Raw genomic sequence first — 19473 nt, 5'->3', positions numbered from 1 at the left:
CCGGGCGGAGGACTACTCCTTGGAGCCTCCGCCTTGCGGGCCCAGGGGCCGGGCAGGCCGGGGCGCCGCGGGAGCTGCTGGCGCGGGCGCCGGAGCTGGAGGGGCCTTGGCCCGGGCGGCCTCGGCCGCGAACTCCGCGAAGGGATCCGCCTCCTGGGGCTCGGCGGGAGCCTGCTCCGCGGGGAGCTCCGGCTCCGCCGAGCCGATGAGCTGATCCCAGCTCTGATCGTCGAAGGGGCCTGGCTGCGCGGCCACAGGCGCGGCGGGGGCGGCCGCTCCACTCCCGGGCTTCGCCGTGCCCGACGGGTCCGCGAGCCCGATGCCGTACTTGCCCGTCGACACGACGTCAGCGCTCACCGTGCCGTACTTCCCCGTCCTGGCGGGCTCACCCGTGCCGATCCCGTACTTGCTGGTCGTGGTGATCGCCGGGCTCGCGGCTGGCTGCACCTCGGCGGCGGGTGGCTCCTCCGGCTCCTCGCTCAACACTCCGAAGAGGCCGGTCCTGTCGCCCCGTTCGATCCCGAGCTCGCTGGCGGGCTCGGGCTCGGGCTCGTGCTCGGGCTCCGCGGTCGCGATGCCGTACTTGCCTGTCATCGCGGGCTGCGCGCTGGAGATGCCGTACTTGCCCGTGGCCGTGACGTCCTCGCTCGCGCTGGCGGCCGGAATCGCGGCGGACTCGGGCTCCTCGGCAGCGAGCTCGGGAGCAGGCTCGGCCGGAGCGGTCGGCTCGGCCTTTGGAGCCTCCTCCGGAGGCTGCCACTGCGGCACGAAGTCCCAGGTCGGCGCCAGCGCCACCTCGTCCTGGGGCGTGCCGGTGTAGTCGGGCATCGGCGGAACCGCGGTATCCAGCTCCAGCCCTCGCTCCTCGACCTTCGCCGCGTGGGTGCTCGCGTGGGTGCTCGCCTGGGACTCGGCCATCCCCATGAACTCCCAGGTCGCCGCCAGCTGCATCGGCTCCTCGGGAGCAGGCGGCAGCTCGGCCAGGTCCAGCGCCGGCCTCGAGGCCTCGGGGACCGGCTCTCCGACCTTCGCGACCTGCGCCTCCGCCACGACCTCCTCGCTCGAGGCGATGGCGGCTTCCGCGGGCTCCGCCTCGGCCCCCAGCTCCGGTGCTTCCTCGGGCACCTCTTCGATTACCGCCGCAGGGAGCTCCGCGGACACCGGCTCGGCGGTCAGCAGCGGAGCCTCCGCGGATACTGGCTCGGCGGTCAGCACCGGTGCCTCCACCGAGACCGGCTCGGCAGACAGCTCCGGGGCGGCCTCCTCGGACGCCGCTTCGGCGGAGAGCTCGGGGGCTTCCTCGGATACTTCCTCGAGCGACACCGCAGGAAGCTCCGCGGACACCGGCTCGGCGGTCAGCAGCGGAGCTTCCGCGGACACCGGCTCGGCGGTCAGCAGCGGAGCCTCCCCGGACACCGGCTCGGCCGACAACACCGGCGCCTCCGCAGGCGCTGGCTCCAAGGTCAGCACCGGGAGCTCCGCGGACATCGGCTCGGCGCTCAGCAGCGGAGCCTCCCCGGACACCGGCTCGGCGGTCAGCAGCGGGGCCTCCCCGGACACCGGCTCAGGGGACAGCACCGGGGCCTCCGCCGACACGGGCTCGGCCGACAGCTCGGGGGCCTCTTCCGCGGAGACTTCCTCGACCGGCAGCTCCGGGGCCCCCGGGGCGACCTCGTCGAACGGATTCACCGCGGGCTTCGCAAGCGCCGCTTCAGACAGATCGACCGGCAGCTCCTCGGCCAGCTCTTCGCCCGACTCGAGCGTGAGCTCTTCGGCAGGCAGCTCTTCCGCCGCGAGGACCGGAGCCTCCACCGGCTTGACCGATGGCGGCTTGGGGCTCTCCAAGGCCGCGACGCCCGGCTTCGGTGCCGCGTGCTTCTCCGCCTTCTCGGGTACGGGCGGAGACGTGTCCCAGGGCACCGAGAGCGACGGTGCGGAGGACTGAGACTCCTCGACCGCCTCGAGCTCCGCATCGGGCTCGAACACGTCATCGACGTCGAGCGCCGCCCCTGCCTTGGCCGGAGTCAGCACATCCAGCGGGCTGGACTGGTCCATGGAGAGCGCCACGGGGACGGGGTTGCTCGGCGCGGGAGGAACTCGCGCGGGTGGCCTCGCCGCGGCGGGTGGGCCCGCCTGTGCTCCAGCGCGAGCCGCCATGTCTCCAGCCGGGCCCGCCGCCGGGAACGGCCGGGCGGCAGGAGGCGCGGGCTGGGCCATCGGAGCGGGCGTCCCGGAGACGGGAGGAATGGGAGGCGCGGTTCGCGGCATCGCGGACGCAGCTGCGGGAGCGATCTGCGGAGGCGCCATGCTCGCAACCGCCGGAACGCTCGGGATGGCAGGCATCGCCGCGGGCGTCAGAGAACCGGCACGCTGCGCCGGAGTTCCCACCGGAGCCATCCCAGGAGGAACCGGAACCGGAGGCTGCGCGGGAACCTGCGGCACCGGAGCCATGGTCGGGCGCTGGCCCGCGGCCGGCCCCGTGGGTACAGGAACCGGGGGGCGAGTCTGCATCGCGGGAGGAACCGCCTGGGCCTGGGTGGGCGCTCCAGGCGGTGCCAGCACGGGCGACGCGGACGGGTGCGCCACGGGCGGCGCGCCCACGGCCGGCAGACCGCTCCGGCTCTGGGGTGACTGACGCGCGGCAAGGCCCGGCGGAGGCGCTCCCGGCGAGTGAGCTCCCACGGGAGCCTGTCCAGCGGGGGCGGCCACTCCTGGCAACGTGGCGGGGATCGGCGGTCGGGTGGCCCCGGCCGGCATCTGGGGTGCGGGAGCACCCGGGGGCCCCGCCACTCCCGGCGCGGTGGGCCTCGCCATCGCACCTGGAGGGACCTGCGTGACGGGCGCGCCAGGGGCTCCAGGCGTCCCCGACTGAGCAGGCACCACCGGAATGCCCGCGGAGGTCTGCCGTGCGGGAGGCACCGGCGCGGCAGCGGGCTGCGGGGGCATCGGCGCAATCGTCGCGGGCCTCTGCGGCATTCCCGCATTCGGCTGCGCGGCGACCTGAGGTGCCCGAGGCAGGGCTCCAGGAACGGCCCCCGGAGCGGCTCCCGTCGGAACGGACTGAGGCACGGGCGCGGCCCCGAGAATCTGTGGTCGAGCAGCTCCCGGCGGTACCTGCGGAACCTGTCCTCCCGCCACGGGCATCTGCTGCGCGCCCGGCGGCATCGGCGCATGGGTCATGCCGGGCGGCAGGTGCTGAATGCTCGGAGGAACCTGCGCGGCATGAGGGACCGGCTGTAGCTGCGGAGCACCCCCCGGTGCCGCGTGCGGGGGGTGAGCGCCCGGCGGCACGGGCTGTCCACCCGGATGCCCGGACGCGGGATGCGCTCCAGTGGGCATCGGATGCGCGCCCGGGGAAGCGGGATGCGCTCCAGCGGCACCCTGCGGAGCCGGCACCTGCGCGTGCGGCACCCCATGCTGTGTCGGTGGAGCACCGGGCGGCACTCCCGCCAGGGTCGGACGGGCGGGCAGCGGGACCTGGGTGGCAGGGCCCGGAACGGAAGGCCGAGCCGCGGGCGGAACGGCCCCTGCCGGCAACGGCTGCCCCGGAGTAGGTGCAAGGGTCGGCGGCCTGAGAGCCGCCGCGGGAGGCTGCTGAGGCATGGCCGCCGCGGGAGGCTGCTGAGGCATAGCCGGCGCGGGAGGACGCTGAGGCGGAGCCCCGGGAGCCCCAGGCTGCGCCGCGGGCGGAACTCCCGCCATCGTCGCGGGCCCTGGACGCCCCTGCTGGGCCTGCTGGGCCGCATGGGCAACGGCGCCCGGACCCGCCATCGGCGCGCCTGGCTGCGGAGGCCCGGCGGGATGAGCCGCCGCCGGAGGATGAGCCGCTGCCGCAGGGTGCCCCCCCGGGAGGCGCCGCGGCCGGAATCACGGGCGTGCCGATCGGAGTGCCCGGCTGCTGCGGAATCCCGGGCCGCGTGGCCGGCCCCTGAGGCGCCTGCATCCGAGGATCCAGGGCCGGAGCACCCGGAGCCCCCTGCGGAGCACCCGAGCCCGCCATGGAGTTCCAGGCAGCGGGAGGCAACGGAGCCCCGGCGGGACGGGCAGCCCCCGCTGCGGGCGGAGCCGCGGCCCCCTGAGGCGCCGCGGGAGCTCCTGGCCGCCCTGGCGCCACCGGAGGAGCCGCGGGAGCCGGAGGCGCGGGAGGAGCCGCGGAGGGCTTGAAGCTGCCCAGGGAGATGTTCCCCGCGTCGATGCTCCCATCGTCATCGTCCCCGCTCAGGAACTGCCCCGGCGCGAGCCCTCCCAGCGAGTCCCGCTCGGAGGCCTCGGCCTCCGTCGGAGTGGGAACCTGGACCTGATCCAGCGAGGGCATCTCCAGGGCGAGCTCGTTGCCCCCCGACTCGTCACTCAGGAACTGACCGGGCTCGAGCCCGCCGAACATGCCTCCGGGCTTGGCCGCCGCCGGAGGAGGCGCGGGACGAGGAGGCGCCGCCGCCCCCGCGGACGCCGTGACGGGAGTTCCTCCTGGGAGCCGGGCTCCAGCTCCAGTCCGGGTAGCGTCCCCATCCAGCTTGATGTACCGCTCGGGCCGGACGATGCCGTAGCGCTTCTCCAGGTACAGGTACAGCCGCAGCTCCGGGACGACGCAGGGGATGACGCGCAGGCCCGTGGTGAACGAGATCTCATCCACCGCCGCCATGTCCGAGGGGCTGGCCATCGCCAGCTTCAGCTTGCGGCCGTCCACCGCGAGCGGGAACACGAAGTGCTTCTCGGCCAGCGCCGCGGGGATGACGCTGAGCGTGGCCACCGTGACGGCCTCGAACTCCGCGATCGTGGCCTGGGGGCTGCGGCACTGCTCCGAGAGCACGTTGCCCAGCGTCTCGATGTCCAGGTAGTCCATCTCGACGAGGTTGGTCCCCAGTCGACCGCCATAGATCATCTGGGCCTTGAGGGCCTCGTCGAGCTGACCGGCATTGATGAGGCCCTTCCGGACCAGGATCGCACCGAGCTTTTCCGCCATGAGGAGCGCGATTCTAGACGGCTTCCATGACGATGCGCGGCACTCCTTCGGGCCCTGAGCGCTTCAGCCCGAGCTGAAACCTGCGGAGAGGCTGGACTTCACACGCCGTCCGTCCCCGAGCAGGTAACCGCGTGTAGGCATGACAGGGCCGCTCAGTACGCGTTCTTCGAGAGGAAGCCGCCGAGCGCGGTGCGCACCAGGATCTTCAGGTCCATCAAGAGCGACCAGTTCTCGATGTAATAGAGATCGTACTCGATGCGCTTCTGGATGGACGTCTGTCCGCGCAGGCCGTTGATCTGCGCCCAGCCGGTGATGCCGGCCTTCACCTTGTGGCGCAGGTGGTAGCGAGGGATCTGCCGCTTGAACTCCTCGATGAAGACGGGGCGCTCGGGGCGCGGGCCCACCAGGCTCATGTCGCCCACCAGCACGTTGAAGAACTGGGGCAGCTCGTCCACGGAGTACTTGCGCAGGAAGGTGCCGATGGGCGTGCGCCGCGGATCATCCGCGCTGGCCATCTTCGCGCCCGTCACCTCGGCGTCGATGCGCATGGTGCGGAACTTGAGGATGTGGAAGGTGCGGCCGTCCATCCCCATGCGCTCCTGCTTGTAGAGGATGGGGCCTCGGCTGGTGAGCTTCACCATCAGCGCCGTCACCACCATCATGGGCGCCGTCAACACGATGGCCACCAGCGAGAAGAGGATGTCGAAGGCGCGCTTGCCGATGCGGCTCCAGCCATCCATGGGATCGCCCTGGAGGCTGATGATGGGCAGGCCGCCGAACTCCTCCAGCCCGCCGTAGAGGGTGATGTACTGGTAGAGGTCCGGGACGACCTTCACGTCCACGGTGCGCAGGGCGAGCAGTTCCATGAGCTGCTTCACCACGGCCTGCTGCTCGAGCGGCAGCGCGATGATGACCTGGTCCACGGGCTGCTCGTCGAGCACCCGCTCCACGTCCTCCACCCGGCCGATCACCGGAGCGCCACGCACCTTGCGGCGGGCCTTCTCCAGGTCCTGCGCGAGCACGCCCACCACGCGGAAGCCCAGCTCGCGGTGATCGCGCACCGTCTCGACGACGCGCCGGCCGAGATCGCCCTCGCCGATGACGAGGATGGTCTTCAGGTTGTAGCCACGGCGGCGGACCTCGGAGAGCGCCAGGCGGAGCACCAGGCGCGTCACCGACACGAGCACCAGCGCATAGCCCAGGAAGAGCGCCAGGGTGAGACGCGAGTAGCGCTCGCGAGTGAAGTACGTGAGCGCCACGAGGATGAGCGTCGCGGTGATGGAGGCCTTGAAGACCGCGAACAGCTCTCCGATGTGGGTGCGCGAGCGGTTGGTGGTGTAGAGGTTGGACTGGTGGAAGGTGAGCGGGAAGATGACGAGCGCCATCAGCAGCGAGGCGAGCGTCTCATCCAGCGGCGGGATGCCATCGGTGACGGGGATCAGGCCGATGAAGCGCGTGGCGTACGCGAGACAGAACGCCACCGTGAGCATGACGATGTCGGTGGCGACCTTGATGGACGTGTAGAAGCGCTGGAGACGACTGAACACGCCTGGACTCCTGTGGCCTGCCGAACGGGGCCCCGTCGCTGCAAGTCTCGCACCTTGCCTGGAAGAGATGTCCTCCGCCAGACACCCCGGGGCGCGGGGGCCTCCTAACACGGAAAGGCCCGTGAAACCAAGGGCTTGCCCACATGCCCTCCAGTGCGGTGGGGGGTTCGGGAGGACTCGCCGGTTCGGAAAAGCAGAGGCCCTCTGGCAGGGCTGTCAGGGCTGAGCGGCGCGAGGCGAGGCAGGCGAGCGGAGGAGCGCCTCCACCTCCGCCATGATGCCGCGCTGGAAGGCAGCCTTGGAGAAGCCGCGGGCCTGGGCGCGAGCCTCCTCGGGACGGAAGTCGGCCTCCCAGGCGTCGAACTGGCGCACCGCGGCAGCGAGCGCGGCGGGGGTCTGCTCGGAGAAGAAGAGGCCGGTGCGCGGGGTGACCGTCTCCAGCACGCCGCCCTTGGCGTAGGCGATGACGGGGCGGCCGGTGGCCTGGGACTCCAGCGGGGTGAGGCCAAAGTCCTCCTCGCCGGTGAAGAGGAGCGCGCGGGCGTTGCGGTAGAGGGCGGGCACCTCCGCGTCCGGCACGTTGCCCAGGAAGCGGATGTGCGGCGGCAGCGGGCTGGAGGTGAGCTTCGAGGCCTCCTGGCCGGAGCCGACGACCCACAGCGGCGCGTCCAGGGTGCGGAAGGCCTCCAGGGCGATGTCGAGCCGCTTGTACGGAGCGAAGGCGCCGAGCCAGAGGAAGTACCCTCCCCGGCCCGTGCCCTCGAGGGAGTCGGCGCAGAAGCGCTCGAGATCCACGGGCGGGTGGACGACGCCCGCCTCGCGCTCCCAGAAGCGGTGGATCTTCGTGGCGATGTTGCGGCTGTTGGCGAGGAAGCGATCGACGCCGGCGGCCGTCTTCCGATCCCAGTGCTGGAGCCAGGGCCTCACGGCCAGCGCGGCCGTCCTCACGGGCAGTGAGGCGCGGCCCGGCCCGAAGTAGTCATCGAAGAGATCCCACATGTACCGCATGGGCGCATGGATGTACCCGAGGTGCTTTGCCCCCAGCGGCTTGCGGATGCCCTTGGCGACGCAGTGGCTGGAGGAGAGGACGAGCTCGTAGTCCCGCAGGTGGAAGGACTCGATGGCGCGCGGGAAGAGCGGGAGGAAGTGCCGGTAGCGGGTATGGATGCCGGGGATGCGCTGGAGGAACGAGGTGTAGATGCGCCGGTTCTCGATGGCGGGCGGCATCGTCCCGGGCTGGTGGAGGAGGGTGTAGACGTCAGCCTGGGGGAACAGCTCGCAGAGGGCTTCGAGGACGCGCTCACCGCCGCGCAGGGTGACGAGCCAGTCATGGACGAGGGCGACCTTCACGGCGGCTCTTCTAGCATCGGCTTCCGCTCTCAGACAGACTCCCGCGCGCTTCCCTACTCCTGGAGCTTCACTTCATGCCTCGAATGTCCCGTGTCCTCGCCGCCTGTCTCTCCCTGTTCGTGTCCACCTCCGCGCTCGCGGTGGAGCTGAACTACCAGTGGAAGAAGGGCGACAAGCACCGCTTCAGCTACGAGGACGACACGACGTTCCAGATGGCCATGGGCGGCGGCATGCCGGGGATGCCCGGGATGGGGGCGATGGGCGGAGGAGCCATGCGGATGAAGCTCCAGACGACGTTCACCGAGAAGGTGCTCGCGGTCCGGAAGGACGGCACCGCCGATGTCGAGCTCACCGTGGAGAAGCTGGACTTCTTCCAGGAGGGCACGAAGGTCGCCACCCTCGACAAGATCCCTCCCGCCGCGCGCGTGGTGAAGGCCGAGGTGGACCGCAAGGGCCGCGCGAAGTTCTTCCAGATGGTCACCGTGTACATGCGCGACGAGCAGATGTTCGTCGGCGTCCACAAGGCGCACCTGGGGCCGAACAGCGCCTCGACCTCCACCACCCTGGGAGATCAGAAGGTCGACCTGGTGGCCTCGGTGGATCCGAAGACGGGGAAGATCACCGCCTCCATGAAGACGACCGAGCGCCCGCCCGCGCTCAAGAAGGTGGTCATCAAGCAGGAGGATCCGGGCGTCGACGTGCTGCCCAAGCAGATCTTCGAGATGATGGTGCTCCCCGAGGGCAGCATGGAGCCCGGCAAGAGCGCGACCGTGGCGATGCCGCAGGGCACCATCCGCGTGGAGCTGGCCTCGCTCGAGGGTACCGTCGCGAAGCTCCGGACCCGGATGGACGGAAACGAGGTGACGGTCTCCGAGCAGGGCGCCAAGGCCACTCCCCCGCGCGGTAAGGGCAAGAAGGCCGCCGCCGCCCCGCCGCCGTCCGACAGCGAGGAGCTGGGTGGCGCTGACGTCGAGGCCGAGGGCTCCGAGATGGGCGGCATGAACATGGGCGGCATGAACATGCCGAGCATGGGCGGCATGAACATGGGCGGCATGAACATGGGCGGCATGAACATGGGCAGCGGCTCTCCGACGGACGATGCGATGGCCGCGGGCGACGCGCCGATGGGCGGGGTGAAGATGGACGTGGACGTCACCTGCGGGTTCGACGTGGCCGCCGGCCGGCTGCTGGACATGGGCGGAACCCTGGCCTCCGAGATGGCGATGGGAGGCATGGGCGGTGGCGCGGGCGGCGTGAAGGTGAACTCCCGCTTCACCCTCAAGCGCATTCCCTGAGCGCCCTCCCCTCCCCGGCCCCTGGGGACTCCGGGGGCCGTACGAGCCATACCCCACCTTGGCGCCGCGTGTGCTAGTCCGTAGGGTGTGGCAAGGATCCTCATCGACCTGCGCATGGTCCGTGGCCGGATGCACGGCATCGCACGCTATGCGCTGGAGCTGGCGCGCCGGCTGCCCGCGCTCGCGCCGGACCTGACCTTCATGGGGCTCGTGGCTCCCGAGGGCCTTCCCCGGGACCTGGGTGCGCTCACGCCGTCCATCCCGCTGCGCTGTGCTCGCGCGGGCTTCCTGGCGCCCGTCCTGGAGCAGCCCATGCTCCTGGCGGATCTCCTGGAGCTCGCCCCGGACATCTTCCATGCCACGTCGTTCTCGCTGCCGGGGCTGTGGAACGGAAGGCTCGTGGCCACGCTCCACGATGCCAACCACCTGGCGCTGCCGGAGAACTACAGCCCCATCCACTCGCTCTACTATCGGCTCATCGTCGGCCCTCGGGGGAAGCGCGCCTCGGCGCTGCTGACCGTGTCCGAGTTCTCTCGCGACGAGCTGGCCAGACACCTGGGCCTGACGCCCTACCGGCTCCAGGTCATCGCGCCGGGAGTGGATGAGCGCTACCAGCCTCCGGCGCCCTCCGAGGCCCGGGACTTCATCCAGCGACACCGCCTGCCCGAGCGCTACCTCGCGGCGGTCGGCAACCCCAAGGCGCACAAGAACCTGGGGCTGCTGGCGAAGCTCGCGCCGCGGCTGTCCATGCCCATCGTCCTGCTGGCGGGAAAGGGCGCGGCGAAGGAGCTGGGGTTCCCCGACTCCACCGTGGAGCTGGCGGAGCTGCCCGAGGAGGAGATGCCCCTCTTCTATGGCGCGGCGGAGGCGCTGCTGCTGCCCTCGCGCTACGAGGGCTTCGGGCTGCCGGCCCTGGAGGCGATGGCGGCGGGGTGTCCGGTGGTGGCCTCGAACGTCTCGGCGCTTCCGGAAGTCACGGGCGAGGCGGCGCTCCTGGTGCCTCCGGAGGATCCGCAGGCCTGGGCCGAGGCCGTGCTCCGCCTCCTGAGAGACGACCGGCTGCGCAAGAGCCTGGTGGAGAAGGGCCGGGAGCGAGCCTCGCGCTACACCTGGGACGACTGCGCCAGGCGCACCCTCGCCGTCTACCGGCGGGTGCTGGAGAAGCCCCGGTCCGGCAGGTGACGCACCGTCAGGGCGTGTCCGGGCGGCGCTGTCCCTCGTCCCGAGGGAGGCCGAGCCCTTCACTCCCCCGGCACAGGCCCAGGCCCCAGATGAACGAGAAGGACAGGTGCACGCTGGGGTGGAACGGCAGGTAGTGCACCAGCGAGAGGATGTGGAACCCCACGAAGGAGAGCAGCGCGCCCGTGGCCAGCAAGGAGCCCGCGCGGTGCCTGCGCACCAGCGCTCGGGCGAGCAGCAGGTGGGCCGTCGCCAGCAACACCAGCCCCACCAGCCCCGTCTCGGCCCACGTCGTGAGCCAGAGGTTGTGCGCGTCCGTGGCCAGCAACTCCGTGATGCCCGTCTCGGCCTGCGTCGCGAGCGCGGCGGGCTTGTGGTTGCCGAAGCCCACCCCCACCAGCGGGTGCGCCTTCACGAGCCGCCAGCCCACGGACATCGCCAGCGACCGCTCCCCGCCGAAGAGGTTCTCCGCGGCCTTGCCCAGACGCTCGTGCCAGGCGGGCGTCACCGCCACCAGCACCACCAGCGCCGCCGCGACGGCGAGGCCCACCTTGCGAGGCGTGCCTCGGCTCAGTAGCAGCAGCGCCAGCACGCACACGGCGAACCCGGTCAGCAGCGCGGCGCGAGCAAACGCCGCATACGGCGCGAGCAGCAGCGCGCACACCACCGCCCCGGCCAGCACCCTGCGCCACGCCACCCTGCCCCGCGCCAGCACGGCGAGCGCCGGCCCCAGGACGGCGATGGCGCCATGAGAGAAGCGCAGCCGGTGGAACAGGAAGCCTCCGGCGGCGTAGCGCGGCTTCTCCTCCGTGCCGAAGTTCTCCTGCAGCCGGGACAGGTTCAGCTTGAGGAAGGCCGGCGGCTCCCACTCCCAGAGCACGAAGTGCTGGAATAGCCCCAGCGCCGAGGAGAGCAACCACCCGCCCGCCACCAGTCCACCGAGCAGCAGCCACGGCACACCCACCGTCCCGATCGAAGCCACCGCCGCCGTGGCCACCGTGTCGAGCGCCTGCCCATAGCGAGCCCCGCGAGGCCAGCGCTCCGCCGCGCCCGTCACGAGCGCCACCGCGGGAGAGACGAGCTGCCACGCCATCAGCGCCAGGGCGGCACGCACGTAGGCCCGGACATCGGGCTCGAGGCGCAGCGCCTTGCGCACGGCGAGCACCAGCGCCAGCAGCATGGCCGCTCCGGCGGAGATCTGCAGGAGGCCCTCCGCGAGGACGAGCCCGACGGCCCACACGGCCAGGACGATGGTGACGGCGCGACGCACGTCTCCCCTCTTCCAGAGGCAAGGGCTCCTGTCCAGCCGGCACCGCCAGGACCCGGCGTGTGCGTCAACGTGGCCCTGGGCCGAAAAACGGCTCGAAAAATCCCCGCCCAAAAGAAATCCGCCGCTCCCCGTCTTCCAGACGGCCTGTAGCAACCACCCTCCTCACGCACTCGGGCGTGCCGGCATGCGGATGATCTCGCCTCGCAATGACGACTTGATAGATGCTCGCTGGGGGACCGGGGCCTCCTTGAGCGAGAGCACGCTGCACAGCATGCACGAGAAGCGGCGGCGCACCGAAGCGCTCATCCAGGCGCACCGGCCCGCGCTGCTGAAGATCGCGCGGAGGCTCTGCGGGACCAGCGGCATGGATCCGGAGGACCTGGTGCAGGAGACGCTCGAGCGCGCCCTGGTCCACTTCGAGCGGCTGGAGGACAAAGGGGTGGAAGCCCGAGAGGCCTGGCTGGGTGCGACGCTGACGAACCGCTTCCTCGACCACTGCCGGCGGCGGAAGACCGAGGCACGGGCGCAGCAGACGCTCGGCGCGGTACAGGAGCAGGAGACGTCGCTCGAGGGCGCGGCGCGGGAGGCCTGGGAGCGCGTGCCCGACGCGGCCTTCCAGGAGGCCATCAACCGGCTGGACGAGAAGCACCGCTCGGCCTACGTGCTCCACGCCCAGGGGCACAAGTACCAGGCCATCTCGCGCCAGCTCGGAGTGCCCATGGGCACCGTGGCGACGTGGCTGTACCAGGCCCGAGGCAGGCTCAAGCAGCTGCTCACGCCGCTGGTCTCCGGCGAAGGCAAGGAGCAGGAGGCTGGCTGGCAATGAGCGCGCCCTGCGAGAACCTCTCCCGCTTCGCGGACGGAGAGCTGAGCCCGGAGGAGGCGGCGAGCTTCCAGGAGCACCTGCTCTCCTGCGAGCGCTGCCAGGTCGGACTGAGCAACGCCGTGCAGATGGAGCTGCGGGCGGACCGGCTCCTGGGGACCCCGAAGGAAGCGGAGGTCGTCCCATTATCGCGCCCACGCCCGGCCTCCGGGTGGCGGCGCGCGAGCCCCTTCATGATCGGTGGAGGACTGGCGCTCGCCGCCTCGCTGGTCGCCGTCGTCTACGTCAGCCGGCCCCGGAGCGTCCCGGCGGAGGTGTGGCTCGCCCAGGCGCCCACGCGAGGCCTCGAGGCGCGCTTGAGCGACGCGCGCGCGGATCGGCACCGGCCCTACGATGTCCCGCGCTCGGGAGGCTCGGCCGGTGCCTCTCCGTCCCTGGCGGACCTCGCGGCCCTGGAGCGGCAGCAGGACTTCCAAGGCATCGCGGCGGCGTGGCTGGTCCGTGGAGACGGCAAGCGCGCGGCGGAGTTCCTCGCCCGGATGCCCGCGGGACCGGACGTGGACAGCGACATGGCCGCGATTGCGCTGGCGGAGGGCCGGGCCGAGGATGCGCTCGCGTTGGCGGATCGCGCCCTCCAGAACCAGCCAGGCCACACCCAGGCGCAGTGGAACCGGGGGCTCGCCCTGCGAGAGCTGGGGCTGGAGCTACAAGCCGCCGAGGCCTTCGAGCAGGTGGCGGCCCGGAAGGAGCCCGGCTGGGCCCAGGAGGCCACGCGGCTCGCGTCCGCGCTGCGCGAGCAGGTGCGGATCCGGAAGGAGTCCTGGGAGGGCGTGCTGCAGGCGGGCCGGAAGATGGTGGCGGACGGCACACCGCTGACGCCCCGGCACATCTCCGAGGTACCGGGCCTGTCGCGCCTCTACCTCTATGACGCCGTCCGCGCGGCCCCCACGGCGGAGCGCGTGATGGGACTGCTCGGGGTGGCCGAGCAGCTGGACAAGATCGACTCCGGCACGCACCTGGTCGCGTACGTGAGCTCCGTCGCCAGGCGGGACTTCACGCGCCGCCGGCCCCTGGCGGAGACGTATGGCCAGCTGGCGCTGGGGACCCTGCCCGTCTCGGAGCGCGCGGGCTTCCTCGATCGGCTCCGCCAGTCCCAGGAGCAGGACATCCTGCTGGGCGCGCTCCTCTTCAGCCCGACTCTGCTGGCGTCCGTAGACGAGTACCGCAAGCTGGCGCTGGCGACGGGAGACCCCTGGTTCGAGCTGCTCGCCGAGGAGCAAGGGGCCGCCGCGGAGATGGCCCGAGGCGAGTACGCGCGCGCCGAGGCCCGGTTGCTGAGCGCGAGCCAGCGCTGCCAGGGCACCTTCCGCTTCGACTTCCGCTGCGCGCAGGTGGAGCAGCGGCTCTCCACGGTCTACGACATCCTCCACCGGCTGCAGGATGCGCGGCGCCACGGACTGGCCGCGCTCCAGCTCAACGTGCGGGGCCGGGCCTGGGGCAAGGAGCTGGCGATGCTCCAGCTGCTGGGCCAGATCGCGGCCCACATGGAGGACCGGCTCGCGCTGACGCACGGCTACCTGGAGGAGTCCCTGGCGAGGGTACAGCCGGCGAAGTGCTTCGAGCAGGAGCCCGTCTACTCGCTGCTAGCCATGGCCCACCAGAAGCTGCTCGACTTCGACGGCGCCCGGAAGCAGGTGGACAAGCTGGCCGGGTGCACCCAGCCGCCGCCCTCCCTGGCGCGGGCCTTCGCGGTGGCGGACCTGGCCCGCCTGCGCCCCCAGCCGAAGGACGAGGAGATCCTCCGCCTGGCGCTGGAGGCCACGCGCGCGGAGAACCCCCTGGGCCCGGGCAAGGCCGCGCTCGCCATGCACATCGAGGGACGCTTCGAGCTCGAGCGCAGCCGCACGCTCGGCCAGAGCCTGCTGCGGCGCTCGCTGGCCCTGGCGGAGCCCCTGCCCCACACGGACACGGACGGCCGGAAGGCTCGCGCCTACAGCTACACCTCGCTGCTCTTCGACGCGGGCAAGCACGGCGAGTACGACGAGGCGCTGGCGCTCTTCGCCAACGAGCAGCAGCTACCAACGCCCTCCCGCTGCGCCCTGGGGCTCACGGTCGAGGACGAGCGCACCCTGATCGTCGCGCGCGACGCGCAGGGAAGGACGAGCGGGCACTACGACGTCAGCCGCAAGCAGCCCTTCAGCACGGTGAAGGGGCTGGTGCCCGAGCCGATGGTGACGGCGCTGAGCGCCTGCGAGAGCGTGGACGTCCTGGCCCGCCCGCCCATCCAGGGACAGCCGGGCCTGCTGCCCGCGAAGCTGGCGTGGGCCTACCGGGTGGGCCCGGGCTCCCCGGCGGCGCCTCCGCGTCCCGAGCGGCGCCTGATCGTCTCCGACATCGAGATCCCCACGGAGCTGCGCCGCAACCTCCCCCGGCTCGAAGTCCCGCTGGAGGTGGGCACCTCCAGCAACACGGAGCTGCTGAGAGGCTCCGCGGCGACGCCCGCTCGGGTCCGGGAGGCCATGGCGAGCGCCACGGAGATCGCCATCCACACCCACGGGCTCATCGATCTCGGAGTGTCGGACGGCTCGTTCCTGGTGCTCTCGAAGGGTGACGACGGCGGGTTCACGCTGACGGCGAGGGACCTGCAGGACGTGCGACTCGCCGGGCACCCCGTGGTGCTGCTGGCGGCGTGCTACTCGGCGCAGACGGCGCCGTACCAGCACGAGTCCTTCGGCCTGCCCGCGGCCTTCATCCAGGCGGGCGCGCGGAGCGTCCTCGCCACCACGGAGCAGATCCCCAACCGGGAGGCGAACGCCTTCTTCGATCAGGTTCTCGCGCGGATCCGCGCGGGAGAGACCCCGGCAGTGGTGCTGCGCGATGAGCGGCTGGCCTGGCTCGAGCGCCAGGGCACTTCCTGGGTGGAGTACGTCCTCCTGTTTCAGTGAGGACCCAACAAGGAGAAGCACGACATGAAGATGAGGACCCTGTTGCTGGCCATGACGGCCAGCATGCTGATCACCGCTGTCCCCGCGCTGGCCCAGGGTGCCGGCTCGGGCTCATCCACGGATACGTCGGCGGTGCAGACCATCCGCTACGTCAAGTTCGTCTGGATCGGCAAGGAGGCCAGGCCGGTGCGAGTGGTGACGGTGGACCTGACCACCAAGAAGATCATCCCCAGCCCCACCGAGACGCCTCCATCGGGCACCGATCCCCTGGCTGACGTCACCGTCACGGTCCACCTGCCCTGCGGGAAGGCGTCGGACCAGAGCTGCTCGGGCAACGTCAACGTCCCGGTGGCCGACAGCAGCCCCACGGGAGAGGACAACCTGTACCAGCTGGCCGTGAGGCTGCGCGAGTACCACAGCTCGGCGCTGAACCTGCCCATGAACCGGCTGCCCAATGTGCCGGACACGGTGAAAGGCAAGCTGCCTGCCCAGCTCCCCGGCAAGGTGCAGAATCCGGCGGCGACCCAGCAGCAGAACAGCCGCCCGCAGTGAGCCGGAGCCTCGCTCCACGCCCGAACCGAGGGAGCCCTGTCAGGAGGGCTCCCTCCCGAGAGCCACCGGAAGCCGTTCAACCCCGCCACCGGGGCATGTACAGCAGGCCCTCGCGGCGCAGCCAGAGCAGTGCCGCGGCCATGCTCAGGATGATCGACGGCAGCCAGGCCGCCACGAAGGGCGCCAGCCGCTCCGTCATCACCAGCGTCCGGGACACCACCATCAAGCCCCACATCGCCACGGTGATGAGCAGCCCTTCCACGATGGCCACCGTCAGGTGACCCTTGCGGTTCGGCCGCAGCGCCAGCCCCACCGCCAGCAGCGCGGCGGGGAAGCCCGCCACCGGATAGGCGAACCGGTTGTGCAGCGCCAGCTCGTACTGGCGCGAGGCCAGCCCCACCTCGGCGCGAGCGACGATCTGCTCCCGAAGCTCCGCGACGCGCATCTGCTCGGGGCGACCGGGGCGGATGCGGAACGAGTTCGTGGGAACGCCCAGGTCGTACTCCGCCGCCTCCCTGGCCTCCACCTGGGTGCGGCCGTCCGGAGAGAACGAGCGCTCCACCACCCCGGTGAGCCGCCAGCGCGTCCCGGCCACGGGATACATGCCCTCCGCATCCAGCCGGCGCGAGAGCTTGAACTCGGGCGTGAGCGTGAGGATGGCCACGTCCCGGAACCCCTCCTCCGCGCTGCCGTCCCGGAGGAAGAAGACGTGCTCGCCGCGCCGGAACCACTGCTTGGGCGTGTAATAGAGGCGCCAGTCCCCCCAGCGGTTGAAGCGCTGCGTGGTGATCTCGTCCACCCGGCGGCTGGCCTTCACCACCACCCGCTCATCGAAGGCCATGAGCCCCACGCAGATGGCCACCGCGCTCAGGCCGATGGGCACATAGAGCGCCGCGGGCCCGAACGTCAGCGCGCGCAGCGCCGTCACCTCTCCCCGCTTGCGGAGCATGGAGACCGTGACACCCGCGGCCAGCAGCAGCGCCGCCGGCCCGAGCTGCTGGGCGGCCACCAGCGCCTTGTTCCCGTACAGCTCCAGCACGGCCAGGACCCAGCCCTCGCCCGTGTAGGCCCGCGCCCGGTCCACGAAGTCCACCACCAGGAACACCGTCAGGATCGCGGCGAAGAGGCCCACCACGGAGCGCAGGTACGCGCGCGTCACGTAGAAGAAGAGGGTCTTCCTCACCGCGTCGTCCCCGAGCGGCTCACGCGCCACATCGCGAACACGCCCAGCGCGATGAAGATGACGTTGGCCAGCTGTCCCGCCACCAGCACCGGCAGCTTGCCCTGGTTGCCCAGGTTCTCGAACGCCCGGCTCAGCAGGTAGAAGAGCACGTAGCCGCCCAGCGTGAGCAGGTAGCCCCACGCGCGCCCCGACTGCCGCCGCCCGAGCGCCAGCGGCGTCCCGAGCAGCGCGAAGGACAGCGGCGCCACCGCGTTGCCCATCCGGCTGTGCAGCGCCATGAGGAACGGACGGGGATCGCCTCCGCTCTTCTCCGCCTCCTCCGCCACCTGCAGCAGCTCGCCGGGCGTCATCTCCTCCTTCGGAGAGCGGAAGCGGTTCTTGCGGTTCATCGAGCCGCCCAGGCCCACGGAGATCTCTCCCTCCTCGAAGCGCAGGAGGCTGTAGTCCGACGTGGAGCGGTTGGCGCGGTGCACCTCGCCATCGCGCAGCACCAGGCGCAGCGCCTCCTCCCCTCCGCTGGTGCTCATCCTCCCCGTCTGGGCCAGCACGAGCAGCGGCGAGGAGGGCTCGCGGTCGTCATGCAGCAGCACGTGCGTCCACCGCTCGCCCCGCCCGGACACGCGCTCCGCGTAGAGCGTCAGATCGCTCAGGTCCTCGTAGAAGACGCCGGACTTCACATCGCCGGCCACGTTCTTCTTGATGACGTCGTTGACCAGGTCCCTCACGGCCGTGAGCCCCCAGGGCTCGCCGGTGAAGGACAGCAGCAGCATGAGCCCGCCCAGAAACACGCCAATGGCGAGCGGCCCGGCCAGCAGCTGCGTGGGGCTGACGCCCAGCGCCTGGAGCGCGGTGAGCTCGCGGTCCTCGTTCAGCCGCCCCAGCCCGAGCAGGATGGCCAGCAGGAACGCGATGGGCAGCGCCATCACCAGGAAGTGCGGCGCCAGGTAGAGGATGAGCCGCCCGATGTCCACGAGCGTCACCGCCGAGCCCAGCAGCACCTCCGTGCCGCGCAGGAACTGCATGACGAACAGCAGCAGGAACAGGAACGCCACCCACACCACCAGGGGGACGATCAGCTCCTTCAGCAGGTAGCGCGCGAGCAGCTTCACGGCGAAGCGCGCAGCCCTCGCGCGCCGATGTCGCGGCGGAAGTGCATGCCCTCGAAGCGGAGACCCGAGATGGCGGCGTAGGCCCGCTCACGCGCCCGCGCCAGATCCTCTCCTCGCGCGCACACCGTCAGCACGCGGCCTCCCGCGGTGACGAGCGCCCCGTCCTTCTCCTCCACGCCCGCCATGAAGACCGTGGCGCCCTCGGGCACGGCGTCCACGCCCTCGATACGCTGCCCGCGCCGCGGCGTGTCCGGATAGCCCGCCGCCGCCAGCACCACGCCCACCGACGCTCCCGGCTCCTGCGCCAGCACCCGCTGCTCCAGCCGGCCGTGCGCGCACGCCTCCAGCAGCGGCAGCAGATCCTCCCCGAGTTGGAGCATCAGCACCTGCGTCTCCGGATCGCCCAGCCGCGCGTTGAACTCGAGCACCTTCGGTCCGCTGCGCGTCAGCATCAGCCCCGCGTACAGGGCGCCCTTGAAGGGCGCTCCCCGCCGGCGCATCACCGCGAGCACCGGGGCGATGACGCGCTCGCCCACCTGCGCCAGCGCCTCGGGCGAGAGGAACGGCGCCGGGCAGTACGCGCCCATGCCGCCGGTGTTCGGGCCCGTGTCACCCTCGCCCACCCGCTTGTGGTCCTGCGCGGCCGGCAGCAGCGCGTACCGCTCGCCGTCGCACAGGGCGATGACGGAGACCTCCTCGCCCTCCAGCAGCTCCTCCAGCACCATCTGCTGGCCCGCCGCGCCCATGGCGCCCACCGAGCGCACCGCCGCCCGAGCCGCCTCCGCGTCCGGCGCGACGATGACGCCCTTGCCGGCCGCCAGGCCGTCCGCCTTGACGACGATCTTCCCGCGCGCCACGGCGTAGGCCTCGGCCGCCGCCACATCCGTGAAGACCTGGAAGTCCGCGGTGGGCACACCCGCCTCGGCCATGATCTCCTTGGCGAAGGCCTTGGAGCCCTCCAGCCGCGCGGCCGCCGCCACCGGACCGAAGCAGGGGATCCCCGCCGCCGCGAGCGCGTCCGCCACGCCCGCCACCAGCGGAGCCTCGGGGCCCACCACCACCAGGTCCACCTTCTCCTGGCGAGCCAGCGCCGCCACGGCGTCCGGCGCGTCGGCCTTCAGCGCGACGTTGCGCCCCACCCTCGCCGTGCCCGGGTTGCCGGGGCCACACAGCAGCGCCGACAGCCTCGGGCTCCGCGCCAGCTTCCATGCGAGCGCGTGCTCGCGGCCCCCGGAACCGAGGAGAAGAACCCGCACA

Annotated in this window: 12 protein-coding genes and 1 pseudogene; 5 read left to right on the top strand and 8 right to left on the bottom strand. The window is 71.8% G+C overall.

The genetic code is table 11. The annotated features are described in order from the left end of the window. Positions 1–12 precede the first annotated feature (12 nt). The 4 genes and pseudogenes from KY572_RS23430 to KY572_RS23415 all read right to left on the bottom strand — a co-directional run bounded on the left by KY572_RS23430 (position 13) and on the right by KY572_RS23415 (position 7860). On the bottom strand, positions 13–2268 hold the full coding sequence (locus tag KY572_RS23430; protein WP_224245167.1) for a ribonuclease E domain-containing protein: 2256 nt from the start codon (positions 2266–2268) through the stop codon (positions 13–15). A gap of 2332 nt (positions 2269–4600) precedes the next feature. Further along, a pseudogene (locus KY572_RS48170) lies at positions 4601–4843 on the bottom strand (GspE/PulE/PilB domain-containing protein); the annotation flags it as partial. A gap of 272 nt (positions 4844–5115) precedes the next feature. Then, entirely contained in the window at positions 5116–6510 is a 1395-nt protein-coding gene (locus KY572_RS23420; protein WP_224245166.1) for an undecaprenyl-phosphate glucose phosphotransferase, read from the bottom strand. Positions 6511–6726: 216 nt separating this feature from the next. Continuing rightward, positions 6727–7860: a glycosyltransferase gene (locus KY572_RS23415; protein ID WP_224245165.1), complete on the bottom strand. Its 1134-nt coding sequence runs from the start codon at positions 7858–7860 to the stop codon at positions 6727–6729. Positions 7861–7934: 74 nt separating this feature from the next. On the opposite strand from KY572_RS23415, the gene KY572_RS23410 reads away from it, so the two are divergent. Beyond that, positions 7935–9155, top strand: coding sequence for a hypothetical protein (locus KY572_RS23410; RefSeq protein WP_224245164.1), 1221 nt, complete (start codon positions 7935–7937; stop codon positions 9153–9155). 114 nt (positions 9156–9269) lie between these two features. After that, positions 9270–10337: a glycosyltransferase family 4 protein gene (locus tag KY572_RS23405; protein ID WP_224245301.1), complete on the top strand. Its 1068-nt coding sequence runs from the start codon at positions 9270–9272 to the stop codon at positions 10335–10337. Positions 10338–10344: 7 nt separating this feature from the next. Here KY572_RS23405 and KY572_RS23400 read toward each other — a convergent pair whose 3' ends face one another. After that, positions 10345–11604 (bottom strand): O-antigen ligase family protein, encoded by a 1260-nt coding sequence (locus tag KY572_RS23400; protein ID WP_224245163.1) that lies wholly within the window; start codon positions 11602–11604, stop codon positions 10345–10347. A gap of 247 nt (positions 11605–11851) precedes the next feature. Between KY572_RS23400 and KY572_RS23395 the strand changes: the two genes are divergently transcribed. Genes KY572_RS23395 through KY572_RS23385 form a run of 3 tightly spaced genes read left to right on the top strand, consistent with a single transcriptional unit; the run spans position 11852 to position 15924 of the window. Further along, positions 11852–12430: an RNA polymerase sigma factor gene (locus KY572_RS23395; RefSeq protein ID WP_224245162.1), complete on the top strand. Its 579-nt coding sequence runs from the start codon at positions 11852–11854 to the stop codon at positions 12428–12430. After that, a complete protein-coding gene (locus tag KY572_RS23390) occupies positions 12427–15372 on the top strand; it encodes a CHAT domain-containing protein (protein ID WP_224245161.1) in 2946 nt (981 codons plus the stop codon). The genes KY572_RS23395 and KY572_RS23390 overlap by 4 nt, the downstream gene beginning before the upstream one ends. Positions 15373–15396: 24 nt before the next feature. Continuing rightward, positions 15397–15924: a hypothetical protein gene (locus KY572_RS23385; protein WP_224245160.1), complete on the top strand. Its 528-nt coding sequence runs from the start codon at positions 15397–15399 to the stop codon at positions 15922–15924. Positions 15925–16000: 76 nt separating this feature from the next. Here the strand turns inward: KY572_RS23385 and KY572_RS23380 are convergent, their stop codons facing one another. From KY572_RS23380 to purD, 3 genes are read right to left on the bottom strand one after another with little or no spacing between them, the layout of a single operon-like run. Then, positions 16001–17107, bottom strand: coding sequence for an LptF/LptG family permease (locus tag KY572_RS23380; protein WP_224245159.1), 1107 nt, complete (start codon positions 17105–17107; stop codon positions 16001–16003). Beyond that, positions 17104–18216, bottom strand: coding sequence for an LptF/LptG family permease (locus tag KY572_RS23375; RefSeq protein ID WP_224245158.1), 1113 nt, complete (start codon positions 18214–18216; stop codon positions 17104–17106). The genes KY572_RS23380 and KY572_RS23375 overlap by 4 nt, the downstream gene beginning before the upstream one ends. Next, on the bottom strand, positions 18213–19472 hold the full coding sequence (purD, locus tag KY572_RS23370; RefSeq protein WP_224245157.1) for a phosphoribosylamine--glycine ligase: 1260 nt from the start codon (positions 19470–19472) through the stop codon (positions 18213–18215). Before purD ends, KY572_RS23375 begins: the two co-directional genes overlap by 4 nt. Position 19473 lies beyond the last annotated feature (1 nt).

It is taken from the genome of Hyalangium gracile (assembly GCF_020103725.1).
GTDB classification, from domain to species: domain Bacteria; phylum Myxococcota; class Myxococcia; order Myxococcales; family Myxococcaceae; genus Hyalangium; species Hyalangium gracile.
Note: the sequence above shows the minus strand (reverse complement) of the source record. Positions and strands in the feature narration are given on the sequence as shown.